Source organism: Halalkalibacter oceani (assembly GCF_040544555.1).
In the GTDB taxonomy this organism is placed as follows: Bacteria; Bacillota; Bacilli; order Bacillales; family Bacillaceae_D; genus Halalkalibacter; species Halalkalibacter oceani.
Genome location: NZ_JBEPKD010000006.1, coordinates 115,456 through 134,474, shown reverse-complemented (window position 1 = coordinate 134,474; position 19,019 = coordinate 115,456). Strand labels below are relative to the sequence as shown.

General features: G+C 49.3%; 16 protein-coding genes. 4 read left to right on the top strand and 12 right to left on the bottom strand.

The annotated features are described in order from the left end of the window. Window positions 1–96: 96 nt before the first annotated feature. The 5 genes from ABMB67_RS09375 to ABMB67_RS09355 all read right to left on the bottom strand — a co-directional run bounded on the left by ABMB67_RS09375 (window position 97) and on the right by ABMB67_RS09355 (window position 5,661). Entirely contained in the window at window positions 97–1,746 is a 1,650-nt protein-coding gene (locus ABMB67_RS09375; protein ID WP_354571904.1) for a glycerol-3-phosphate dehydrogenase/oxidase, read from the bottom strand. Window positions 1,747–1,871: 125 nt separating this feature from the next. Continuing rightward, window positions 1,872–2,381 carry a FixH family protein gene (locus ABMB67_RS09370; protein WP_354571903.1) on the bottom strand — a complete coding sequence of 170 codons (510 nt, stop codon included), beginning with the start codon at window positions 2,379–2,381 and terminating at the stop codon, window positions 1,872–1,874. 204 nt (window positions 2,382–2,585) lie between these two features. Then, window positions 2,586–4,130 carry a bifunctional GNAT family N-acetyltransferase/carbon-nitrogen hydrolase family protein gene (locus tag ABMB67_RS09365; protein WP_251221465.1) on the bottom strand — a complete coding sequence of 515 codons (1,545 nt, stop codon included), beginning with the start codon at window positions 4,128–4,130 and terminating at the stop codon, window positions 2,586–2,588. A 350-nt stretch (window positions 4,131–4,480) separates the two neighbouring features. After that, on the bottom strand, window positions 4,481–4,939 hold the full coding sequence (locus ABMB67_RS09360; RefSeq protein ID WP_251221464.1) for a chemotaxis protein CheX: 459 nt from the start codon (window positions 4,937–4,939) through the stop codon (window positions 4,481–4,483). A 23-nt stretch (window positions 4,940–4,962) separates the two neighbouring features. Next, window positions 4,963–5,661 (bottom strand): DUF2225 domain-containing protein, encoded by a 699-nt coding sequence (locus ABMB67_RS09355; RefSeq protein ID WP_354571902.1) that lies wholly within the window; start codon window positions 5,659–5,661, stop codon window positions 4,963–4,965. Window positions 5,662–5,903: 242 nt separating this feature from the next. Between ABMB67_RS09355 and ABMB67_RS09350 the strand changes: the two genes are divergently transcribed. Genes ABMB67_RS09350 through ABMB67_RS09335 form a run of 4 tightly spaced genes read left to right on the top strand, consistent with a single transcriptional unit; the run spans window position 5,904 to window position 12,071 of the window. Further along, complete coding sequence (locus ABMB67_RS09350) at window positions 5,904–7,073, top strand: glucose-1-phosphate adenylyltransferase (RefSeq protein ID WP_354571937.1); 1,170 nt, start codon at window positions 5,904–5,906, stop codon at window positions 7,071–7,073. 13 nt (window positions 7,074–7,086) lie between these two features. Beyond that, window positions 7,087–8,190: a glucose-1-phosphate adenylyltransferase subunit GlgD gene (glgD, locus tag ABMB67_RS09345; protein WP_354571901.1), complete on the top strand. Its 1,104-nt coding sequence runs from the start codon at window positions 7,087–7,089 to the stop codon at window positions 8,188–8,190. 22 nt (window positions 8,191–8,212) lie between these two features. Continuing rightward, window positions 8,213–9,658, top strand: a complete 1,446-nt coding sequence (locus tag ABMB67_RS09340) for a glycogen synthase (RefSeq protein WP_354571900.1) — start codon at window positions 8,213–8,215, stop codon at window positions 9,656–9,658. Next, window positions 9,642–12,071 (top strand): glycogen/starch/alpha-glucan phosphorylase, encoded by a 2,430-nt coding sequence (locus ABMB67_RS09335; protein ID WP_354571899.1) that lies wholly within the window; start codon window positions 9,642–9,644, stop codon window positions 12,069–12,071. Before ABMB67_RS09340 ends, ABMB67_RS09335 begins: the two co-directional genes overlap by 17 nt. Here ABMB67_RS09335 and ABMB67_RS09330 read toward each other — a convergent pair. The 7 genes from ABMB67_RS09330 to ABMB67_RS09300 all read right to left on the bottom strand — a co-directional run bounded on the left by ABMB67_RS09330 (window position 12,068) and on the right by ABMB67_RS09300 (window position 19,001). Further along, window positions 12,068–12,802, bottom strand: a complete 735-nt coding sequence (locus ABMB67_RS09330) for a glycerophosphodiester phosphodiesterase family protein (protein WP_251221459.1) — start codon at window positions 12,800–12,802, stop codon at window positions 12,068–12,070. The genes ABMB67_RS09335 and ABMB67_RS09330 overlap by 4 nt on opposite strands. Before the next feature lie 25 nt (window positions 12,803–12,827). Then, entirely contained in the window at window positions 12,828–13,445 is a 618-nt protein-coding gene (locus tag ABMB67_RS09325; protein WP_354571898.1) for a fumarylacetoacetate hydrolase family protein, read from the bottom strand. A 335-nt stretch (window positions 13,446–13,780) separates the two neighbouring features. Continuing rightward, window positions 13,781–14,572: an SDR family oxidoreductase gene (locus ABMB67_RS09320; RefSeq protein ID WP_251221457.1), complete on the bottom strand. Its 792-nt coding sequence runs from the start codon at window positions 14,570–14,572 to the stop codon at window positions 13,781–13,783. A 15-nt stretch (window positions 14,573–14,587) separates the two neighbouring features. Next, entirely contained in the window at window positions 14,588–15,451 is an 864-nt protein-coding gene (locus tag ABMB67_RS09315; protein WP_354571897.1) for a fumarylacetoacetate hydrolase family protein, read from the bottom strand. A gap of 25 nt (window positions 15,452–15,476) precedes the next feature. Further along, window positions 15,477–16,433 (bottom strand): NAD(P)-dependent oxidoreductase, encoded by a 957-nt coding sequence (locus tag ABMB67_RS09310; RefSeq protein WP_354571896.1) that lies wholly within the window; start codon window positions 16,431–16,433, stop codon window positions 15,477–15,479. 5 nt (window positions 16,434–16,438) lie between these two features. After that, on the bottom strand, window positions 16,439–17,497 hold the full coding sequence (locus tag ABMB67_RS09305; RefSeq protein WP_354571895.1) for an Ldh family oxidoreductase: 1,059 nt from the start codon (window positions 17,495–17,497) through the stop codon (window positions 16,439–16,441). A 76-nt stretch (window positions 17,498–17,573) separates the two neighbouring features. Next, complete coding sequence (locus ABMB67_RS09300) at window positions 17,574–19,001, bottom strand: SLC13 family permease (RefSeq protein ID WP_354571894.1); 1,428 nt, start codon at window positions 18,999–19,001, stop codon at window positions 17,574–17,576. Between the last annotated feature and the right edge of the window lie 18 nt (window positions 19,002–19,019).

The window sequence follows — 19,019 nt, the reverse complement described above, 5'->3', positions numbered from 1 at the left end:
ATGTATTCTTTCTCCAAAAAATTGATGCCTCCTCTTTCTAATTGAAAAGAGAGGCTGGACCAAAGGTTAAAAAACAACCTTTGGTCCAGCCTCTGTCTAATTAATTGGATTTTTCGCGAAATACAGCTCGGTCGCCAGCTCTTGAATTCGCTTCGCTGTTTCTTCCTCCGACCATTCAAATGTGTCGCGCATATAGCGGGTAACCGGCTCCATCCATGTCTCCACCCATTTGATATTGAAGAAAAGCGCGCCCGTTCGGCGCTGAAAGAAATCAAGCGGAGTCTCCACCATTTCCTCTTCGATCCCATAACGCAATTCAGCATACAGGGAAGCTGGCAAATGAAAGGCCTGCGCCTGCTTACGGAAGGCGCTCATTCGCGAAAAAATATTTTCAACATTTGATCCGTACCGCATCGCCAGCTGACGCGCTTCGTCCTCTGACAACCCTAAAGCGACTCCATCGGAGATTTTCTTTTTCAAAAAGCTCTCAAAGCCTTTCGCCCCGCCGACATGCCCGCCTGAGAGAGTAATATCCTCTGTTTCACAGCCATTCTTTACCCCCAGTTCCTTACAGACGACATCGACAACGCGCTCCGCCATTTTCCGGTAGCCTGTTAATTTCCCACCGGCGATGGAAATCAGACCGGAATCTGACATTAACACCTCATCCTTACGCGACAGCTCGGAAGCGGTTTTTCCTTCCTCATAAATGAGCGGACGCAAGCCGCTCCAGCTCGATTCAACATCTTCCGGTGACAGCTTAAGAGAAGGAAACATATAATTGGCGGCACGTAAAATATAATTAAGATCTTCCTTCGTCATCCGCGGTGTTGCCAAATCACCCTCATAAAAGGTATCCGTCGTTCCGATATAGGTTTTGCCATCACGGGGGATCGCGAACATCATCCGTCCGTCTTTTTCCGTATCAAAATAAATCGCCTGCTGCAAAGGAAAACGCTTCCCGTCGATCACAAGATGAACCCCTTTTGAAAGCTTAATGTTTTTTCCTTTTTTCGAACGATCCTGCTCTCTGATCGTATCGACCCACGGACCGGAGGCGTTGACAATTTTCTTCGCCAGTACCTTATGCGCTTCCCCGGTAAGCTGATCAACGACGAGGGCGCCAACCGCTTTTTCCCCTTCATACAGCAATGATTCAACTTTCAGATAATTCAAGGCACAGGCTCCCCGTCTGACGGCCTCCTTCAGCACTTCGATCGTTAATCTGGCGTCATCCGTCCGGTATTCGACGTACATCCCGCCACCCTTTAACTTTTCAGCCCGCAAAAGCGGTTCATGCTTCAGCGTTTGCCGTCTTGTCAGCATATCACGGCGCTCGTGCTTCCCGACATCCGCTAACCGGTCATACAGCTTCAGGCCGACGGAAGTCGACAGCTTGCCGAAGGTTCCATCTTTGTAGATCGGCAGCAGCATTTTAATCGGCGTTGTTACATGTGGAGCATTTTCAAAGACAATCGCCCGTTCCCGACCGACCTCGGCGACCAGCTTCATTTCAAACTGCTTCAAATACCGTAACCCGCCGTGAATGAGCTTCGTCGAACGGCTCGACGTCCCTGCGGCAAAGTCCTGCATTTCAACGAGCCCTGTTTTCAAGCCACGAACCTGGGCGTCAAGCGCAATCCCGGCACCAGTGATTCCTCCGCCAATAATAAGGACATCAAGCTCTTCCCGTTTTAACTGTGCGATGTAGTTCCATCTTTTTTCACTTGAAAATGTATGTCCCACTCCGGTTCCTCCTTGCCCTCTCCGATTCTTTCTACTTTCTCCATCTTACGAAAATTTTCTTTCTTCTACAAGAAAGAGTCAGCTTTCTTAGGTTTCTTTTTATGCCTAAGAAGCCGACTCACTTACTACTTAAATACAGGCAGTTCGAGCAGCTGCTTCAATTCTTCCGGCAAAGGCTGCTCCAGCGAAAAATGATCGCCCGGATCACGGTTTTGTTCACCGATAATCGGCCCCTCCACTTCAAGCAAATATTGATTGCGGTAAAAATCGCGTCCTTTTTTGACCTCCACCATCACGACCCATGTCCCAGGAACAGAAAAGACGACCTCTGTCTCATACAGGCCATCCCCAAGATGATGGAATGTTTTTTCAATTTGATGAACCGTTTCAGGCCGGTCAAAGACAGCCTCCACACTTGCTCCCTCGATAAGCTGCTTTTGCCCATCCTCGACAAACAGCTGGAAATCAATCGCCTCCCCGGTTTGAAATGTTTCGTTGACGGCAAGCGTAACGCCCCAGTCTGCCCGCAGCTCGGCTGAACCCGCATAGACGATTGTGCCGATTGCTCCAAGAAAGAACGTAAGCAGCAGGACATTCGCCATGTAAGAGGGATATGAATGTTGTTCAAGTTTCACCCTATGTAGCCTCCTTCTCGTTGTCTATTCAAGCTTTGCCAACGAGAAGGAGAGATAAACATAAGAAAAACGCGCAGCGGCTTTTCTTAAGAAGCGGCGTGCGGAGCCGTTACAATCTTTTAAGGCTGGCTGAAAACGGGCTTTTTTTTCAGCCAGCCGCGTAACGAGTGAAGCCGCCGCCCTTCCTCGAATCACCTCGAAAAACTATCTCTGCTTATAGTTGATTTCATAAATATCGTGACGACGGTCGCGCAGCTGGTTCACGCTGCCTGCTCGGCGGTGGCGGCGGAGAATTTCAAGATCGACATCGCCGACAACGACGGTTTCAATATTCGGGTTGCATTCGCCGACAATTCCGTCGCGGGCAAAGGTGAAATCAGACGGGCTGAAAATACCGGATTGCGCATATTGAATATCCATGTTTTCAACATCGGTCAAATTGCCAACCGTACCAGACAGCACGGTATAAACTTGGTTTTCAATCGCCCGGGCCTGCGAGCAGTAGCGCACGCGTAAATAGCCTTGGCGATCATCTGTACAAAATGGGGTGAAAATAATATTGGCGCCTTTATTGACAGCGATTCGTGCCAGCTCCGGAAACTCAATGTCATAGCAGATCTGAATCGCGATTTTGCCGCAATCCGTATCGAACACATTGACGTTGTCCCCGCCGCTGATCCCCCAGAATTTGCGCTCATTTGGCGTAATATGCAGCTTATATTGCTTCTCAATCGTCCCATTGCGGCGGAACAGATAGGCGATGTTGTAAATCTTTCCTTCTTCTTCAACAAAGTGCGAGCCGCCGATAATATTTACATTGTACTTTACCGCCAAATTGGTAAACAGCTCGATGTAGTCCTCGGTAAATTCAGTCAGACGGCGAATCGCCAAACTCGGACTTTTTTCCGGCAGGAAAGACAACAGCTGCAGCGTGAAAATCTCCGGGAAAACAGCAAAATCCGAATTGAAGCTTGCCGCCACGTCCGTGTAATATTCACACTGGACGGCGAACTCTTCGAATGAGGAAATTTTCTTCATCGCATATTGCACCGTCGTAATCCGAACCGGAAAAGCCGTTTTAAATTGCCGCTTCGGTGACGTTGGCCGATAATCAATGTTATTCCATTCCATCAACGTCGCATAACGCAGGGAAGCGCGATCATCCTCCAAATAATTATGGTTGATCCGCTTCAGCGAAAAGCCGTTCATGACCTGAAACGTCAAAACCGGATCGTAAATATTGTGCATTGTCACTTCTTCAACATACTTCCGCGGCGTCATTTCCTTGGCATATTTGTAATAGTTCGGAATTCTGCCGCCGATGATGATGCTTTTCAAATTGAGATTTCGGGCCAATTCCTTCCGCGCCTCGTACAGTCGGCGTCCGACCTTCATCCGGCGGTATTCGGGATGAACCATCACCTCGATGCCATAAAGGTTATAGCCTTCATAATCATGGTTTGTAATATAGCCATTGTCGGTGATCTCATCCCATGTATGCTGATCGTCATACTCGTCGAAGTTAATAATTAAGCTTGAGCAGGAACCGATCACCTTCCCGTCATACTCCACGCAAAACTGACCTTCGGGGAAGATTTCGATATGGCTTTCAAGATGCTCTCTTTTCCACGGCTCCATATTCGGGAAGCAGAGCTTTTGCATATTTATAATTGCATCGAAGTCTTTCGCTTCGATGTTACGGATAATCATTTTCTTTTCAAATTTAGACATATCAATCTTTTTCGACATGTTGCCAACTCCTTTCCTACCACCTTGAAGTGTAACCTTTTTTAGCGAAAATGAACACTATTTTTCCTTGGCTTATAATGAAATTTCTGTTTCTATTTTTTCCCGTGTTATCGCAAAGCAATTTCGTAAAAACAGCAAAAATTGCCTCCCCGTTTTGGCGTTCCTGTCGCCACCGTTCCAGGAGGAGGCAATTTCCATATAAGCAGTTTAACGAAGAAAGCCGTTCTACGCAAAAGGGCTGGGCAAAAGGTTATTTTTTACCTTTTCCCAGCCCTGCTAATTCGTTTTGCCTCATCCTCTTCATTCCAACAAAATGGAGGAATACTTCCATAATCGGAAAAGCCGCCTGTCTATTCTTCCTTAACGGAAATATGGACGTCAATTAAGCCGATATTGCTTTCAAGCGGAACCGTCACAAACGGATTCGCTGAATGGAATCTCGACTCCCCTTCATTAATGATCGGCGGGGTGACATCAATGACACACGATTCCTTGGAAAGCTCAGTCGCAGTCGTACCGGCGACCCAGTTTCCAAACTCCTGAACAGCACTTAAGCCCATTTCATCGAGCTTCTCAATCTCCATTCCGCCCATCATCACACTGACAATCTTTTTCGCCGTGCCGGATGAGAAGGAACAGACAATCTGACCGGTCAATTCCCCCTTCACCCCTAACACAACAGCAATTTCATTGGAAGGCACTGTCCCCGTCCCTGCCGAAGGGGCCATTGGCGTAACGGCCAATCCAAAATGATTCGTTAATATTTCCTTTGTAGCTCGACAAATCGCATTTACATGTTTGACGTTCAATCTCATTCCTCCAAGCTTTTCCTTTATTGGCTAGCAACCGTTTCTTCTTGACTCCGAATGATATACCACTGTTCTCTTGCCATTTCGACCAGCTTCTGTTCAAATGCTTTGTTCTTATGTTGAATGACCCGAGAAAAATAACGTATTGCTTCATCGATATTACCCACTCTCCTCGCCAGTTCGCCAATCAGATACAATATCCTCATTTCCGACATTTGCGTGCTGACGAAATCTGCCTGTTCATAGGAAAGCTGATAGTGGTTCAGAGCCTGATGAAGAAATCTGATTTCCTCTTCTTCCCGATCCTCAAGCCGATAAATCCAAGCGAGGCGAAGACACAAACCGGCGATGACGACATGCTTTTCTTTTTTTAATACAGCTGACAGTACCCCTAATTTTAAAGCACGAATTGCCTCATCGCTTGTCCGTTCCTTATTAAAATCCTGCTTATTCCATTGCTGGAACTGCTGCTCGATCACCGCTTTAGTCCCTGGTGGAAACCCGGGCGAAAACGTATCTGCCGCTGCAAAGCCGCAAGCAGGACAAACATCTATCTCATAAAAATAAGGATTCAAAGACGGATTTTTATATTCTATATAAAAATCAGGATATACTTTTTGAACTCTGAGAAACCGTGAACGCACCTTTCTCGTGTGAAACGACTTTTCGCAATTCAAACAACGGACTTCTTTCTCATAAAATGGAGTCAACGTTTCAGTCACGAGCACCACCCTAGTCTTTTAGTTTAGTTTTATTTTAGTCTAAAAGAACCTATAAAACTAGAGTTTTTTTAATATATTACGAAAAAACAAGGAATAATTTCTTACGTTCTTTTCTTGAAAACGGGATCATTTTCCTCCAACAGACAATTCCAGGAATGGTAAACGCTTTCAGTCACATAGACTACTAGCGCCATAAAAAACACGAGACCGTCACGACTGGAAGCGAGGAGAGGACGATGACAATGGAAAAAGAGTGTGTCGCAATACTGCTGGCTGGTGGAGAAGGAAAGCGTCTAGGAAAGCTGACTGCTCAGCAAGCAAAACCTGCAGTATATTTCGGTGGTAACTATCGTATTATTGACTTTCCTTTAAGCAATTGCGCGAATTCCGGTATGGATACAGTCGGTGTTTTAACCCAGTATGCGCCGTTAACCCTGAATGCCCACTTAGGAATCGGCGCGCCATGGGAGCTCGACCGCTCTCAAGGGGGCCTGACCTGCCTGCCGCCCTTCACTGAAAAACATGGCGGTTCGTGGTACCGGGGTACGGCTGATGCCATTTATCAGAACTTGCACTTCCTTGAGCAATTCAACCCTCACTATGTTCTGATCCTTTCCGGTGATCATATTTATAAAATGGATTACCGAAAGATGCTCGCCTTTCATCAAGAACGACAAGCCGAGGTAACAATCTCTGTCATTGAAGTCCCCTGGGAGGAAACGAGCCGCTTCGGCATTATGAAGACGTCGGAAACGGGAGAGATTTCACAATTTGAGGAGAAGCCGCTCCATTCCAGCAGCAACCTGGCCTCGATGGGCGTATATCTGTTTAACTGGTCGCTGTTGCGGACGTATTTAACCCGCGATGCGGCAAGTCCCACATCCAGCCATGATTTCGGCAAGGATGTCATTCCGGCGCTGCTCGCCGATCAGCGCCGATTGTTTGCCTACCCTTTTACAGGCTATTGGAAGGATGTCGGGACAATTGAAAGCTATTGGCAGGCGAATATGGATTTGCTCGACAATGATCCACCGTTTTCCCTTCATCAGCCGGACTGGCCGATTTACTCCGTGAATCCGAATCAGCCGCCCCATTATCTTGCTCCCTCGGCGAAGGTGACAGACAGCTTCATTAATGAAGGCTGCATCATAAAAGGCCGAATAAAGCGCTCGATTCTGTTTCATCAAGTTGAGATTCAGGAAGGAAGCAGCGTTACGGAATCCATTCTCATGCCCCGCGTAACACTCGGCAAGCATGTCACGCTCAATCGGGTGATCGTCACAGAAGGCGTCACCATTCCTGATCATACAACATTGCAATCGCCGAACGGCGATATTCTCGTCATCAGCACGGATGAAGATCTAACGAAACAAAAGCAGTTTTCGATGATGCTACAGCAAAAAATTTTATGATTGGGGCGAGCAGATGAACAGATTGATCGGAATAATTCACTTGGATAAAGAGCAGGACTTTCTCAACGAATTAACCGCTTTCCGTTGCGGAGCCGCCCTCCCGTTTGGCGGGCGCTATCGCGTCATTGATTTTGTCCTGTCCAATATGGCCAACGCCCGGATTAAGAACATCCTCATCTTCGCCCAGCAAAAATACCGCTCACTCGTCGATCATGTAGCTACGGGGAAAGCGTGGAATTTGGAGCGCAAAAAGGGAGGCTTATCCATCCTGCCACCGGATTGGCATGAGCGCGCTGAACAGCCGAATGGTGATTTGCAGCATTTTCACCGCAACCGTCACATTCTTGAGCGGGACGGAGCGGAATATGTTCTGCTGACGGGCACTCAGCATATTTGCACGATAGATTATGAGAACGTGTTTTACGAACATCTTCACTCCGGTCACGATGTGACTGTTGTCTATCAGCCGCTCGCCAAGCAAGGCAGCGAGCACGAGAACGAAAGGAAGCTTGTTCTGACGGACGACGGGCTCGTCAGCGGCGCCGTCATCGACCCGGCCAATCGTAATGTATACATGGGGATGCTGATTTTAAAAAAATCCCATCTATTGGAGCTCGTTGACGATTGCCTTTCCCGGAATAGGCAAAGCTTTTTCGAGGGCATCATCGCTCATCTCGACCGGCTCACAGTTGGGACGTACCGCTACACGGACTATTTATCTGTCATTAATTCGATAGAGAGCTATTATAAGCATAGTATGGCCCTGCTGGAACCGGCGACGTACAAAGAACTCTTTCACGCGCTTCAAACCGTCTATACGAAGGAGAAGGATGAGCCGCCGGCGCGCTTCGGCACACGGGCAAGGACGAGCGGCTCCCTGATTGCAAACGGTTGTATCATCGAAGGAACGGTGGAAAACAGCATTCTCTTTGGCGGGGTCCACGTCAAGCCGCATGCCAGCGTCCGCAACTCGATCATTATGCAGCGCAGTACGATTCATGAAGGAAGCCACGTGAGCCGGATCATCGCCGACAAAGATGCACATATTACATCGAAGCGCATCATTCGCGGCACCGTTCACCGCCCTTATGTCATCGCCAAGCGCAAAGTCATGTAAACTTCGCCAAAGGAGTCCGCCTATGAATATAGTCATGGTTGCTTCAGAATGTACCCCCTTTTTTAAAACAGGGGGACTCGCCGATGTTATCGGCTCTCTTCCATCCGCTTTGGCCGAACGTGGGCATACGCTCTCCGTTTTCTTGCCAAAGCACGCCTCCCTCCCCGCTGAACTTGCCGAACATGCCACCTTCCTGGAATCGTTTGATGTTCGGGTAAAGTGGCGAAAACAGTATGGCGGGCTCTATCTCTATCAAAAGGAAGAGATCAGCTATTATTTCATTGATAATGAATACTACTTCAACCGCCCGGCCCTTTACGGAGAAAACGATGACGCCGAGCGCTATGCCTTCTTTACTCATGCCTGCCTGGAAGCCTTTGATCGTCTCCAGCTTGCAATTGACATCCTTCATTGTCACGATTGGCAAACCGGGCTGCTTCCAGCCTATCTTCACCAGCGCAGAAGCGGACGGCTGCCGAAAACCGTCTTTACCATTCATAACTTAAAATATCAGGGCGTGTTCCCGCTTTCTGTTTTTGACGAGCTGCTTCATTTTAAAGAGAGCGACCGACCGCAGCTCGAAATGAATGGAGCGATTAACTTCATGAAAGCCGCCTTGCTTTACGCTGACTGGATCACGACCGTCAGTCCAAGCTACGCGAGGGAAATTTTGCAGCATCCGTTCGGGGAAGGCTTGGAGTTGATTCTGGCGCAGAGACAGCCTATGCTAAGCGGCATTCTGAATGGCATTGACGAAAAGAGCTACCATCCGGGTCGGGATCAGGCTCTGTACCAAACGTATACCCGCCAGCCGGCCCGCAAGCAGCTGAACAAAGTCCGGCTTCAGCAGGAGCTGGGGCTGCCGGTTCTGACCGAAGCGCCACTTTTCGTGATGATCAGCCGGCTTGTTGAGGAAAAAGGCATCCCACTCTTGCTGGCGGTCGTCGATCAGCTGCTTTCCTCCGAAACGATGCAGCTCGTCATTCTTGGAGAAGGAGATCCGCTTCTGGCCGACGCCTTACAAAATGTCGCCGCCCGCTACCCTGATTCTTTCCGCTTTATCGGGGAATTTAACGAATCATTGGCGCGCAGGCTTTATGCCGGCTCCGACTTCCTGTTAATGCCGTCCAGGTTTGAGCCGTGCGGCTTGAGTCAGTTAATTGCTCTCCGCTACGAAACGGTGCCGATTGTCAGAGAAACCGGCGGACTTAAGGATACGATTCGTCCTTTTAATGAATGTAGCGGGGAAGGAAATGGCTTCTCCTTTACTCATTACCGGGCCGATGATTTTCTTCACACGATTCGCTATGCCATTCACCAGTACGGCCGGCCGGAAAAATGGCGGCAGCTCCAGCTTACGATGTACAACAGTCGTTTAGGCTGGAATCAGTCGGCTGGCGCTTATGAGCAATTGTACAATCAACTACTTTCGGGGGAGGCGGACACATACGATGAAGAATCAGGCTGAACAGCTGGAGCAGGAGTTAACGGAAAAACTGACACTTACCTTTGGAAAGCAGCTGAAAGAAGCAACAACGAAGGACATGTTTCAAGTCGTCTGCCTCGTCATGAAGGAATCGATTCATGCCAACTGGCAAAAAACGAAGCAGCTTTACCGCGAGACAAACAGCAAGCAGGTTTATTATTTTTCGATGGAGTTTCTGTTAGGCCGGTTAGTCGAAAGCAATTTATTAAATATGGGACAACTCGAAACCTATCAGCAAGCCCTCCGTTCTCTCGGCTTTGATCCGGAGCGCGTCTTTATGGAGGAGCATGATGCCGGGCTGGGAAACGGCGGGCTTGGCAGACTCGCGGCCTGCTTCCTTGACTCCCTTGCTTCCCTTCAGCTTCCCGGAAATGGAATGGGAATTCGCTACAAATATGGGCTGTTTCAGCAAAAAGTGGTGGATGGCTATCAGGTTGAACTGCCTGACTACTGGCTCAAGGATGAATACATGTGGGAAACGAAACGAAGTGACCGGACAGTGGAAGTCCGCTTTGGCGGAACGGTGGAAACGTCCTTTGAGCATCATAAACTGCAATTCCATCATCATGATTATGAGCGCGTGCTGGCGATTCCTTATGATGTACCAATTGTCGGTTTTCAAAATGAGACCGTCAACACGCTGCGCCTATGGAGCGCCGAATCGACCGCCAACCACTTCCACTTCCATTCAAGCAGGGGACATGACTATTATCATTATCTTGACTATAAACGTTCCGTCGAAAAAATTTCTGAATTCCTTTATCCCGACGATTCCACCTATGCGGGAAAGGTTTTGCGGCTGAAGCAGCAATATTTTCTCGTGTCGGCCGGACTGCAAAGCATCTTACAGCAATGCAAGCAGAAAGCTCTGCCAATGGAACAACTTTCCCGGCATGTCGTCCTCCAAATCAATGACACCCATCCAAGCCTCGTCGTTCCGGAGCTGATGCGGCTCTTACTTGATGAAGAAGGATTGGGCTGGGACGAAGCCTGGGCCATCACAACCGAAACAGTCGCCTATACAAATCATACGACGTTGAATGAAGCGCTTGAAACATGGCCAAAAGACATGATCGAAATGCTTTTTCCGCGCATCTATTTAATTATCGAGGAAATCAATGAACGCTTCTGTCAATCGCTCTGGCATGACTATCCTGAATTACGGGACAAAATAGCGGAATTGGCGATCATCTCCTACGATCAAATCCATATGGCCCACTTGGCGATTGTTGGCAGCTTCAGCGTCAACGGGGTCGCCGAGCTGCATACACGCATTTTAAAAGAACGGGTGATGAAGTCGTTCTATACGATCTTCCCGGAACGCTTTACGAACAAAACAAATGGGATCACCCACCGTCGCTGGCTGATGAATTGCAACCCCGGCCTTGCCCGGCTGTTGACAGAAGCGATTGGCGACAGCTGGATCAAGGACGCTGATCGACTCGCTGACATTATTCCATTTTCGTCCGACAAAGGCTTCCAGGAAGCAATCGCTGAAGTGAAGCATGACAACAAGAAAAAACTGGCCGCCTATATTTACCAGCATGCCCGCATTCCAGTGAATGAACAATCGATTTTCGATGTCCAGATCAAGCGGCTGCACGGCTATAAGCGCCAGCTGTTAAACGTCTTTCATATTATCCATCTCTATCAGCGCTGTCTGGAGAACCCGGCATTGGACATCACGCCACGGACCTTTATTTTCGGCGCAAAGGCCGCTCCCGGCTATACGTTCGCCAAGCACGTCATCAAATTGATTAACGCTGTTGCTGATAAAGTGAATCATCATCCACTCGTCAAAGAAAAGCTCAAGGTCATCTTTTTAGAAAATTATCAGGTGAGCCTGGCAGAACGGATTATTCCCGCCGCTGACATCAGCGAGCAAATTTCCACCGCGAGTAAGGAAGCCTCGGGAACCGGCAATATGAAGCTGATGATGAACGGCGCCTTGACGATCGGCACCGAGGATGGCGCCAACGTCGAGATCCAGCAGCTTGTCGGCGAGGAGAACATCTTCACTTTCGGACTGACCTCCGATGAGGTTTTTGCGCTGCAGCAGCACGGAAGCTACCGGGCGCGTGATTATTATAATCAGGACCGGCGCCTGCAACAAATTCTCGACCTGTTTGTCAATGAGCATTTTACAAGCGATGATGTCGAATTTAAAGATATCTTTTACTCGCTGCTCTACAACAATGACGAATTTTTCGTCCTGAAGGATTTCGACAGCTACGTTCACGCCCAGCGCTGCGTTGACGCAACATACCGCAATCAGGAGAAATGGCTTGAAAAAAGCATTATCAATATCGGCCGCTCCGGCACCTTCGCGAGCGACCGGACGATTCGGGAGTATGCCGCAGACATTTGGAACATCCACCCGCCTGCTTCCCGTTAACCTTCATATTTTTTTCGAAGCTGCAAAGCCATCACCGGATCATCGGTAAACAGCCCGGCGCAGCCCCATTTCACGAACATTTCAACCCAATAAGGATCATTGACCGTGTAAGGACGAAGCTGCACGCCATGCTGCTGCAGGCGTACCGCTTCCTCCTGCAACAGAAAAGGGACGCGAAAGTGATAGCCGCGCACGCCGATGTCCCGCAAATAGCGCTCCGGTTCATGGAGAGCCGCCGCGACGAGAATCGCCGTCTCCAGCTGCGGCTCCTGCTTTTGAATCTCATAAATGAGCCGATGGTCAAATGAAGAAAAGATGACCCGCTCCTGCAGCTCATGCTCGAAAACGAGCGGCAGAACAGCTTCCTTAAGCTGACTCCGCTCCCATACTTGTCCCTTCAGTTCAATATTGAGCAGCAGTTGATTGCCTTTTGCCCAAGTAAGCACATCAGCAAGAGCCGGAATCGTTTCATTGGCAAATGGCGGCGCAAACCAGCTGCCGGCATCAAACTCCTTCAGCTGCTGCAGCTCATACTCCTTCACAAAGCCGGTCCCTGTCGTCGTCCGCTCCAGACTGTGATCATGAATGACGACAGCCTGGAGATCTTTGCTTAGCTGCACATCAAGCTCAATCCCATCCGCCCCGGCATCCGCGGCGGCTTGAAAGGCGGCCAGCGTATTTTCAGGATACTGGGCTGATAATCCCCGGTGCGCAAACATACATGTTCCCAACTTTTTTCAGCCTCCTTATGAAGGATTATCGTACGCGGAAGGAACCCTTTTCTTCTTCTCCCCAGAAAAGCTGGCACGTATCCCCCGATGTCAGCGGCCCGACTCCTTCAGGCGTTCCTGTATAAACCAGGTCTCCTTCCCCTAGTCCGAAGCAGTCCGCGCATTCATCGATAATCGTTTGAAAATCAAAGATCATATGACTGATATTGCCTTTTTGCACGACTTCTCCATTTTTGACAAACGAGAAATCAACCTGCTCGCAGTCTTCCACGCTCGTAAAGTCCCAAAAAGAGCCGACGATGGCCGATTGCTTAAAGCCTTTCGCCCGCAGCCACGGGTGGCCCTTTTTCTTGAGCGCCGATTGGACATCACGCAGCGTTAAATCAACGCCTAAAGCGATTGCCCCGACGACGTCAGCAACGCGATCGCCAGCTTTCACTTCTCGCTTCATCTGCAACACAATTTCAAGCTCGTGATGGATCTCCCCTTTATCCTGCGGAAGGGTAATCTCCCGGCCATCTGCCTGCACAAGAGCATGCGTCGGCTTTGAAAACAACAGTGGCTCCTCTGGAACCGCATTGCCGAGTTCCTCCGCATGCTTCACATAATTTCGACCAATGCAATAAATGTTTCCTACGTTCATCGTCATCTCTCCTTTGTTGTTTGAAAAACTGGACAATTGATGAGTCGTGGGGGAGATTGGTGCCTTGGTTAGGAACCTCTTTCCGCTATTGACGTTTCAGCACCCTTTTTCCAAGATGAAAGGAACCACCTTCCGCTATTGGCGATTACAAGGAGGCTATTCCGCTTGTTCTGGCTTAATTGCGGAATCTCGTTCCTGTTTTTGCGCAAATAAGCATCATAATAGCGGGATAGCGGAATCTCGTTCCACTTCGCCTGAAGGAGGGGCGCTGCCGTTCCACTTTCTCCATATGCTTTAAGAGAAGGCGCCCCCACATGACAGGGACACCTTCTCTTCTACAACGCTTTGACTAAGCCGCCGTCGACGAGAAAAGATTGGCCAGTGATATACGTATTGGCGCCAGAGCCGAGAAAGACAACGATACTGGCAAATTCATCCGGATTGCCGTAGCGCCCGATTGGAATCGATTGCTCGGTTTGCTTGCGCAATTCCTCATAGCTTTTTCCTACTTTGTCGGCGCGGATTTGATCCAGCTCGGCAACGCGGTCTGTGGCAATTCTTCCCGGGCCGACCGTATTGATTAAAATATTGTCCGCAGCCAGCTCCTGAGACAGGCTTTTCGCCCAGCCGACAATTCCGGCGCGGAATGTATTGGAAAGAATCAAATTGTCGAGCGTCTGCTTGATTGAAGAAGAGGCAAAATTAATGATCCGGCCTCCCCCTGCTTTTCTCATATGCGGCAGCACCTCGCGGGTCAGACGAATAAAGCTTAGCAAATTCAGTTCAAACGCCTTGTACCAGTCCTGATCGGAAAATTTTTCAAAGCCGCCGGCTGGAGGTCCCCCGGCATTATTAATGAGCACATCGACCCGGCCAGTCCAATCGACCGCTTCCTGAACGAGGTTCTTAATCGATGTTTCATCCGTAATATCACAAACGGCATAACGGACTGATTCATTTCCTGTTGCTGCTTTAATTTGCTGAACCGTCTGCTCTAATTCTTCCGCGTTCCGGCTTGAGATAAGGACATTCGCCCCTTCCTTCGCAAAAGCAAGCGCGCTCGCTTTCCCCAAACCTTTACTGGAAGCGGTAACGATGACTGTTTTCTTATTTAGCTGTAAATCCATCTTATCAGGACTCCTTTATGCGTTTTTTACTTGATTGACAAGCGGCGTAAAGCCATTGATCTCGCAGCTGACAACATCGCCGTCACGGATCACGACAGCACCCGGCGTCCCGGTTGAAATGATGTCGCCCGGCAGCAGCGTCATCACTTTCGAATGGAAGGAGACGAGATTCCATGGCGTAAACGTCATGTTTGAGACGACGTTTTTCCGATGAAGCGAGCCGTTAATCATCGTCGAGACTTCGAGCTTCATGACATCGTCAACCTCATCAGGCGTCACCAATTCCGGACCGAAGCTAAAAAAAGTGTCAAAGCTTTTCGAACGCGTTAAGTAACGCGGGTTTTTCTCGAGAATGTCTTCCGCTGTCATATCAATAATCGTCGTGTAGCCGGCGACATAATGGATCGCATCCTCTTCCTCGACATTCTTGCATTCTTTCCCGATGATCACGCCAAGCTCCGCCTCGGCTGTCGTCCGCTTTGATTGTGGCGGCAGCAAAATCGTATCCTTTTCCCCAATAATCGTTGTGTCCGGTTTCATAAAGCTCGCCGGTTCGGTGTTAGGCGCCTTTTCACTTAAATCCGCAGCATGCTCTACATAGTTCAGCCCGATTCCCCAAATTTTGCGGGGATGGCGGTAAAGCGGGCCACACTCCACTTCCGTGCGGGCGGTCCCATCCAGCTTGGCGAGCACCTCCGCTCCTTCTGAGTCATACCACTCTTGAAGGCGGCTAATATCAGCTGTCGTAATCAGCCCGAACAGATCCTCTGCCCAATTATGCTGAAAAGTGCTGTTGATATCCTTCACCGAGTAAACTCTTCCGTCATGTACAACCGCTGCTCTTTCTTCACCGTGCTGCTTAATTGTCGCTAAACGCATGATATCAATCTCCTTTTTTCGACTCTTATATAGATACAAGATTACTAGCTTGATTTCCTGCTTCAATTTTCTCAATATTTGAGAAAGCAATTTCCAAAACCCGCTTTAGCGTATCTTTCGTACCAGCTCCAATATGAGGCGTGGCAATCACTTGATCCAATGCAAAAAGCGGATGATTACGTTCCGGCGGCTCACTGCTCCATACATCGATTCCGGCTCCGCTTATTTGCCCCGCCCGCAGCGCAGCCGCCAATGCTTCTTCATTTACCGTGCCGCCGCGCGACACATTGATGAGTACAGCCGTATGCTTCATCAGCTCGAATTCGGCCTTGTCAAGAAAATGTCTCGTTTCAGGCAACAGTGGAAGATGGAGGCTGATAATATCGGCCTGCCTGAGCAGTTCCTCTTTTGCGACATAGACCGCCCCTAGCGCTTCCTCCTGCTCACGGCTCGCGCGCTGAACGTCATAATAGATAATCGTCGTTCCGAACGCTTTTGAGCGTCGCGCTGTTTCCAGACCGATCCTTCCAAAGCCGAACAAGCCGTGAACCTTCCCACTTACTTCATAAGAGGAAAGGCGATGCTTCCACATCGGCCACTCTCCTTGCTTCGTTTCCCGGTCTAAAAGTAGCAGCCTGCGATACAACGCCAAAATCATCAGCATTGACAGCTCTGCCACCCCGTTGGCATTGGCTCCGGGTGTATTGGCCACCGTAATGTTGCGCTCCTTGGCCGCCTGCAGGTCAATATTGTCAACCCCGACGCCCGTTTTTTGAATGTGGACCAGGCGGGGAGTCCGTTCCAGTAAGGACGCCGATATCTCCGCTGTCGCCACGACGAGATAGTCGGCTTGCGCAAAGGCAGTTTCCCGGCGGTCAGAGTCAAGCTCGGTGCTAAATGACAGCTCAGCCCCCGGCGGCTTCATCTCAAGCAAAAGCTGCTTTAATTCCGATGATACCGGATCGACATAGACGATATTCATTCCGCTCACCCCACTGGACTAAATTGCTCGGTTTTAATGCCGAGCTGATCGCTGATCGCCTGCAATGTCTCGAGCATTTGCGCGGAAACCGGAATGCCGTTTTGTCTCAGCTCGCGCGCCCGCTCAAATTCAATTTCACCAGGCAAGTAAATTCGGTCAACTCCCTGCATCCGTTCAATTCCTTTGATTTCTTGCGCCATTTGATCGACTCTCGCTTTAAAAACATCCAACTCCTGAAAAAGATCGGCTCTCATCACAAAGAAAAACTGGCCGACATTCTGCTCATGCTCAAAATCATCGAACAGACTGCCGATATACGGTCCATACGCCGCTCCTGTAAATAAAGAAGAGAGCGTTTCCACTAAAAAGGAGAGACCATACCCTTTCGGCCCTCCGACCGGAAGAAGCAGCCCTTCAAGCGCTTCTTTCGGATCGGTTGTTTCCCTGCCGTCCTTGGAAATGGCCCATCCAACCGGAATCGACTTGTTTTCCTTTTCGGCAAGGACGATTTTTCCTTTTGCGACAGTGGTCGTTGCCATATCAAATACGATGTTCATCTCCCCGCCTGTCGGAATGCTGTAAGAAATCGGATTCGTTCCAAAGAAAGGCGTTCTTCCTCCCCACGGCGCCATCACCGACGGCGCGTTTGTGACCGCAATCGAAATGCAGTCATGCTGCGCGGCGTAATCCGTATAAGCAGCCAGCATCCCGGCATGGTTGGAATGCGAAATGCCGACAATGCCGACGCCGACCTCCTTCGCTTTCTGAACCGCAAGCTTAATCCCTTTCGTCGCCAGTGAAATCCCCATACTGTTTTCACCATCGATCAGGGCACTGACGGGAGTTTCCTTCGTAATATGAAAATTCAGTTTTTTGTTGACAATCCCTTTTTCCAGACGTTTGCAATAGACGTCGATCTTACTGATTCCGTGCGAATCAACCCCGCGTAAATTCGCCAGCACAAGATGCTCGGAAATCATTTGAGCCTGCTCCTGATCCAGACCGCTCCCTGTTAAAATTTGACCAATCCATTCTGTCAGTACAGCTTCCTTTATCCGGGTCATCAAGCTGCCCCCTCCTTTTGTCGATAAAACACCATATATAAGATTTAATTTAAAAAATTCCGACTACTCCTTCTATTTACCGGTACGGACTCAAGCCGATAAGCGGCCAATAGAAAAACGCAAACAGAAACATGATCGGTACCGTCACGATGAATAAGACGATGCCGACTTGAAACAGATCTGCCTTTGAATAGCGGTTTAAAGCGAAGGTCATTAAATTCGCCGGACTCTGCGTCGGAAGAAAATAGCCAAACGAGCAAGTAATAATGACGATTTGCGCCAGCCAAACCGGATTGATCGCCAAAGCCTCGGCAAGGCTGATCGTCAGCGGAAGAAAGACTGCCGTTACGCCAAGCATATTCGCAAACCCAAGCCGGAAAACGGTTACAAGGACGAGCATCACAATCGCGGCGAGCAGTGGGCTTTGCGGCGGGATATAGGCGACCAAGCCTTGGGCAATCCAATCTGCTGTTCCGTTCGTCTGCATCGCATCAGCTAGCGCGTATGCCGCACCGAACAAAATAATAATGTTCCAATTAATTGCTGAACTTGCCTGTTTCCATTGCTGTACGCCGAAAAGCGGCAAGCAGCTCAGCACCGCGCTGAACATCGCCACCATCGCGACGGAATAGCCATGGAACGGCTCTGTCATCCAGCCGGCCAGCATGAAGAGGCTAATCGTCAGCAGCTTTTTCTCATTGATAGTAACGCTTCCCATTTCACCAAGCTTCTCCTTAATATAAGCCCTGCCCTTGCTCCAATGATCGAGCTTGATTGGATAGCGCCACATTAAGACGAGCCAGAGAACGAGCAGCATCGTCAGCGCGAGCGGAACATTGACGATAAACCAGTAAAGATAGTTCCAATCGAAACCCGTCATCAGCTGAATCGTGGAAGCGGCATATACAGATGAACTGGAGCCGGTGATCAAAGCGAACGACATGAAGGACGAGGTGAACGTCACGCCGAGAAGCACGCTTTTTGCGTAGGCCGGATTGTCGCCATTTTTTCGCACAACTTCAATCAGTCCGACGCACACCGGCAAAATCATCGCGATTCTTCCGGCTCCGGTCGGGATGAGAAAGCTTAAGATGGTCAAGGCCAAAATCACAAGTCCGATACTCGCTGTCGCGTTTCCCTTGACTATCGAAAAAATCGAAAGCGCAATCCGTCTTCCCAAGCCTGTCGACTCAAAGGCCGATGCGATGATGAACGTCGAGACGAGCAGCCAGACAAACGGCTGGGCGTACCCTTCCAGCCCTTGCGCAAAATCAGAAATGCCGACAAGCTCCAAATACAATAATATGCCGAGAGAAATAATGGGCTGCGGCCATGTTCCGAGCGCCCAGCCACTTAAGGCGAAGACGAGCACAACAAACATCAGCGCGTGCTCGATCGGTAGAAAAAAGAGCAATAACCAGCTTACACTGTTACTAAGATAAAAGACGAGATCGGGACGAAACGACTTCAACGCATGTTTCATTTGCTGCTTCGTTTCAATCACACAAGCTGCTTCTCAGCT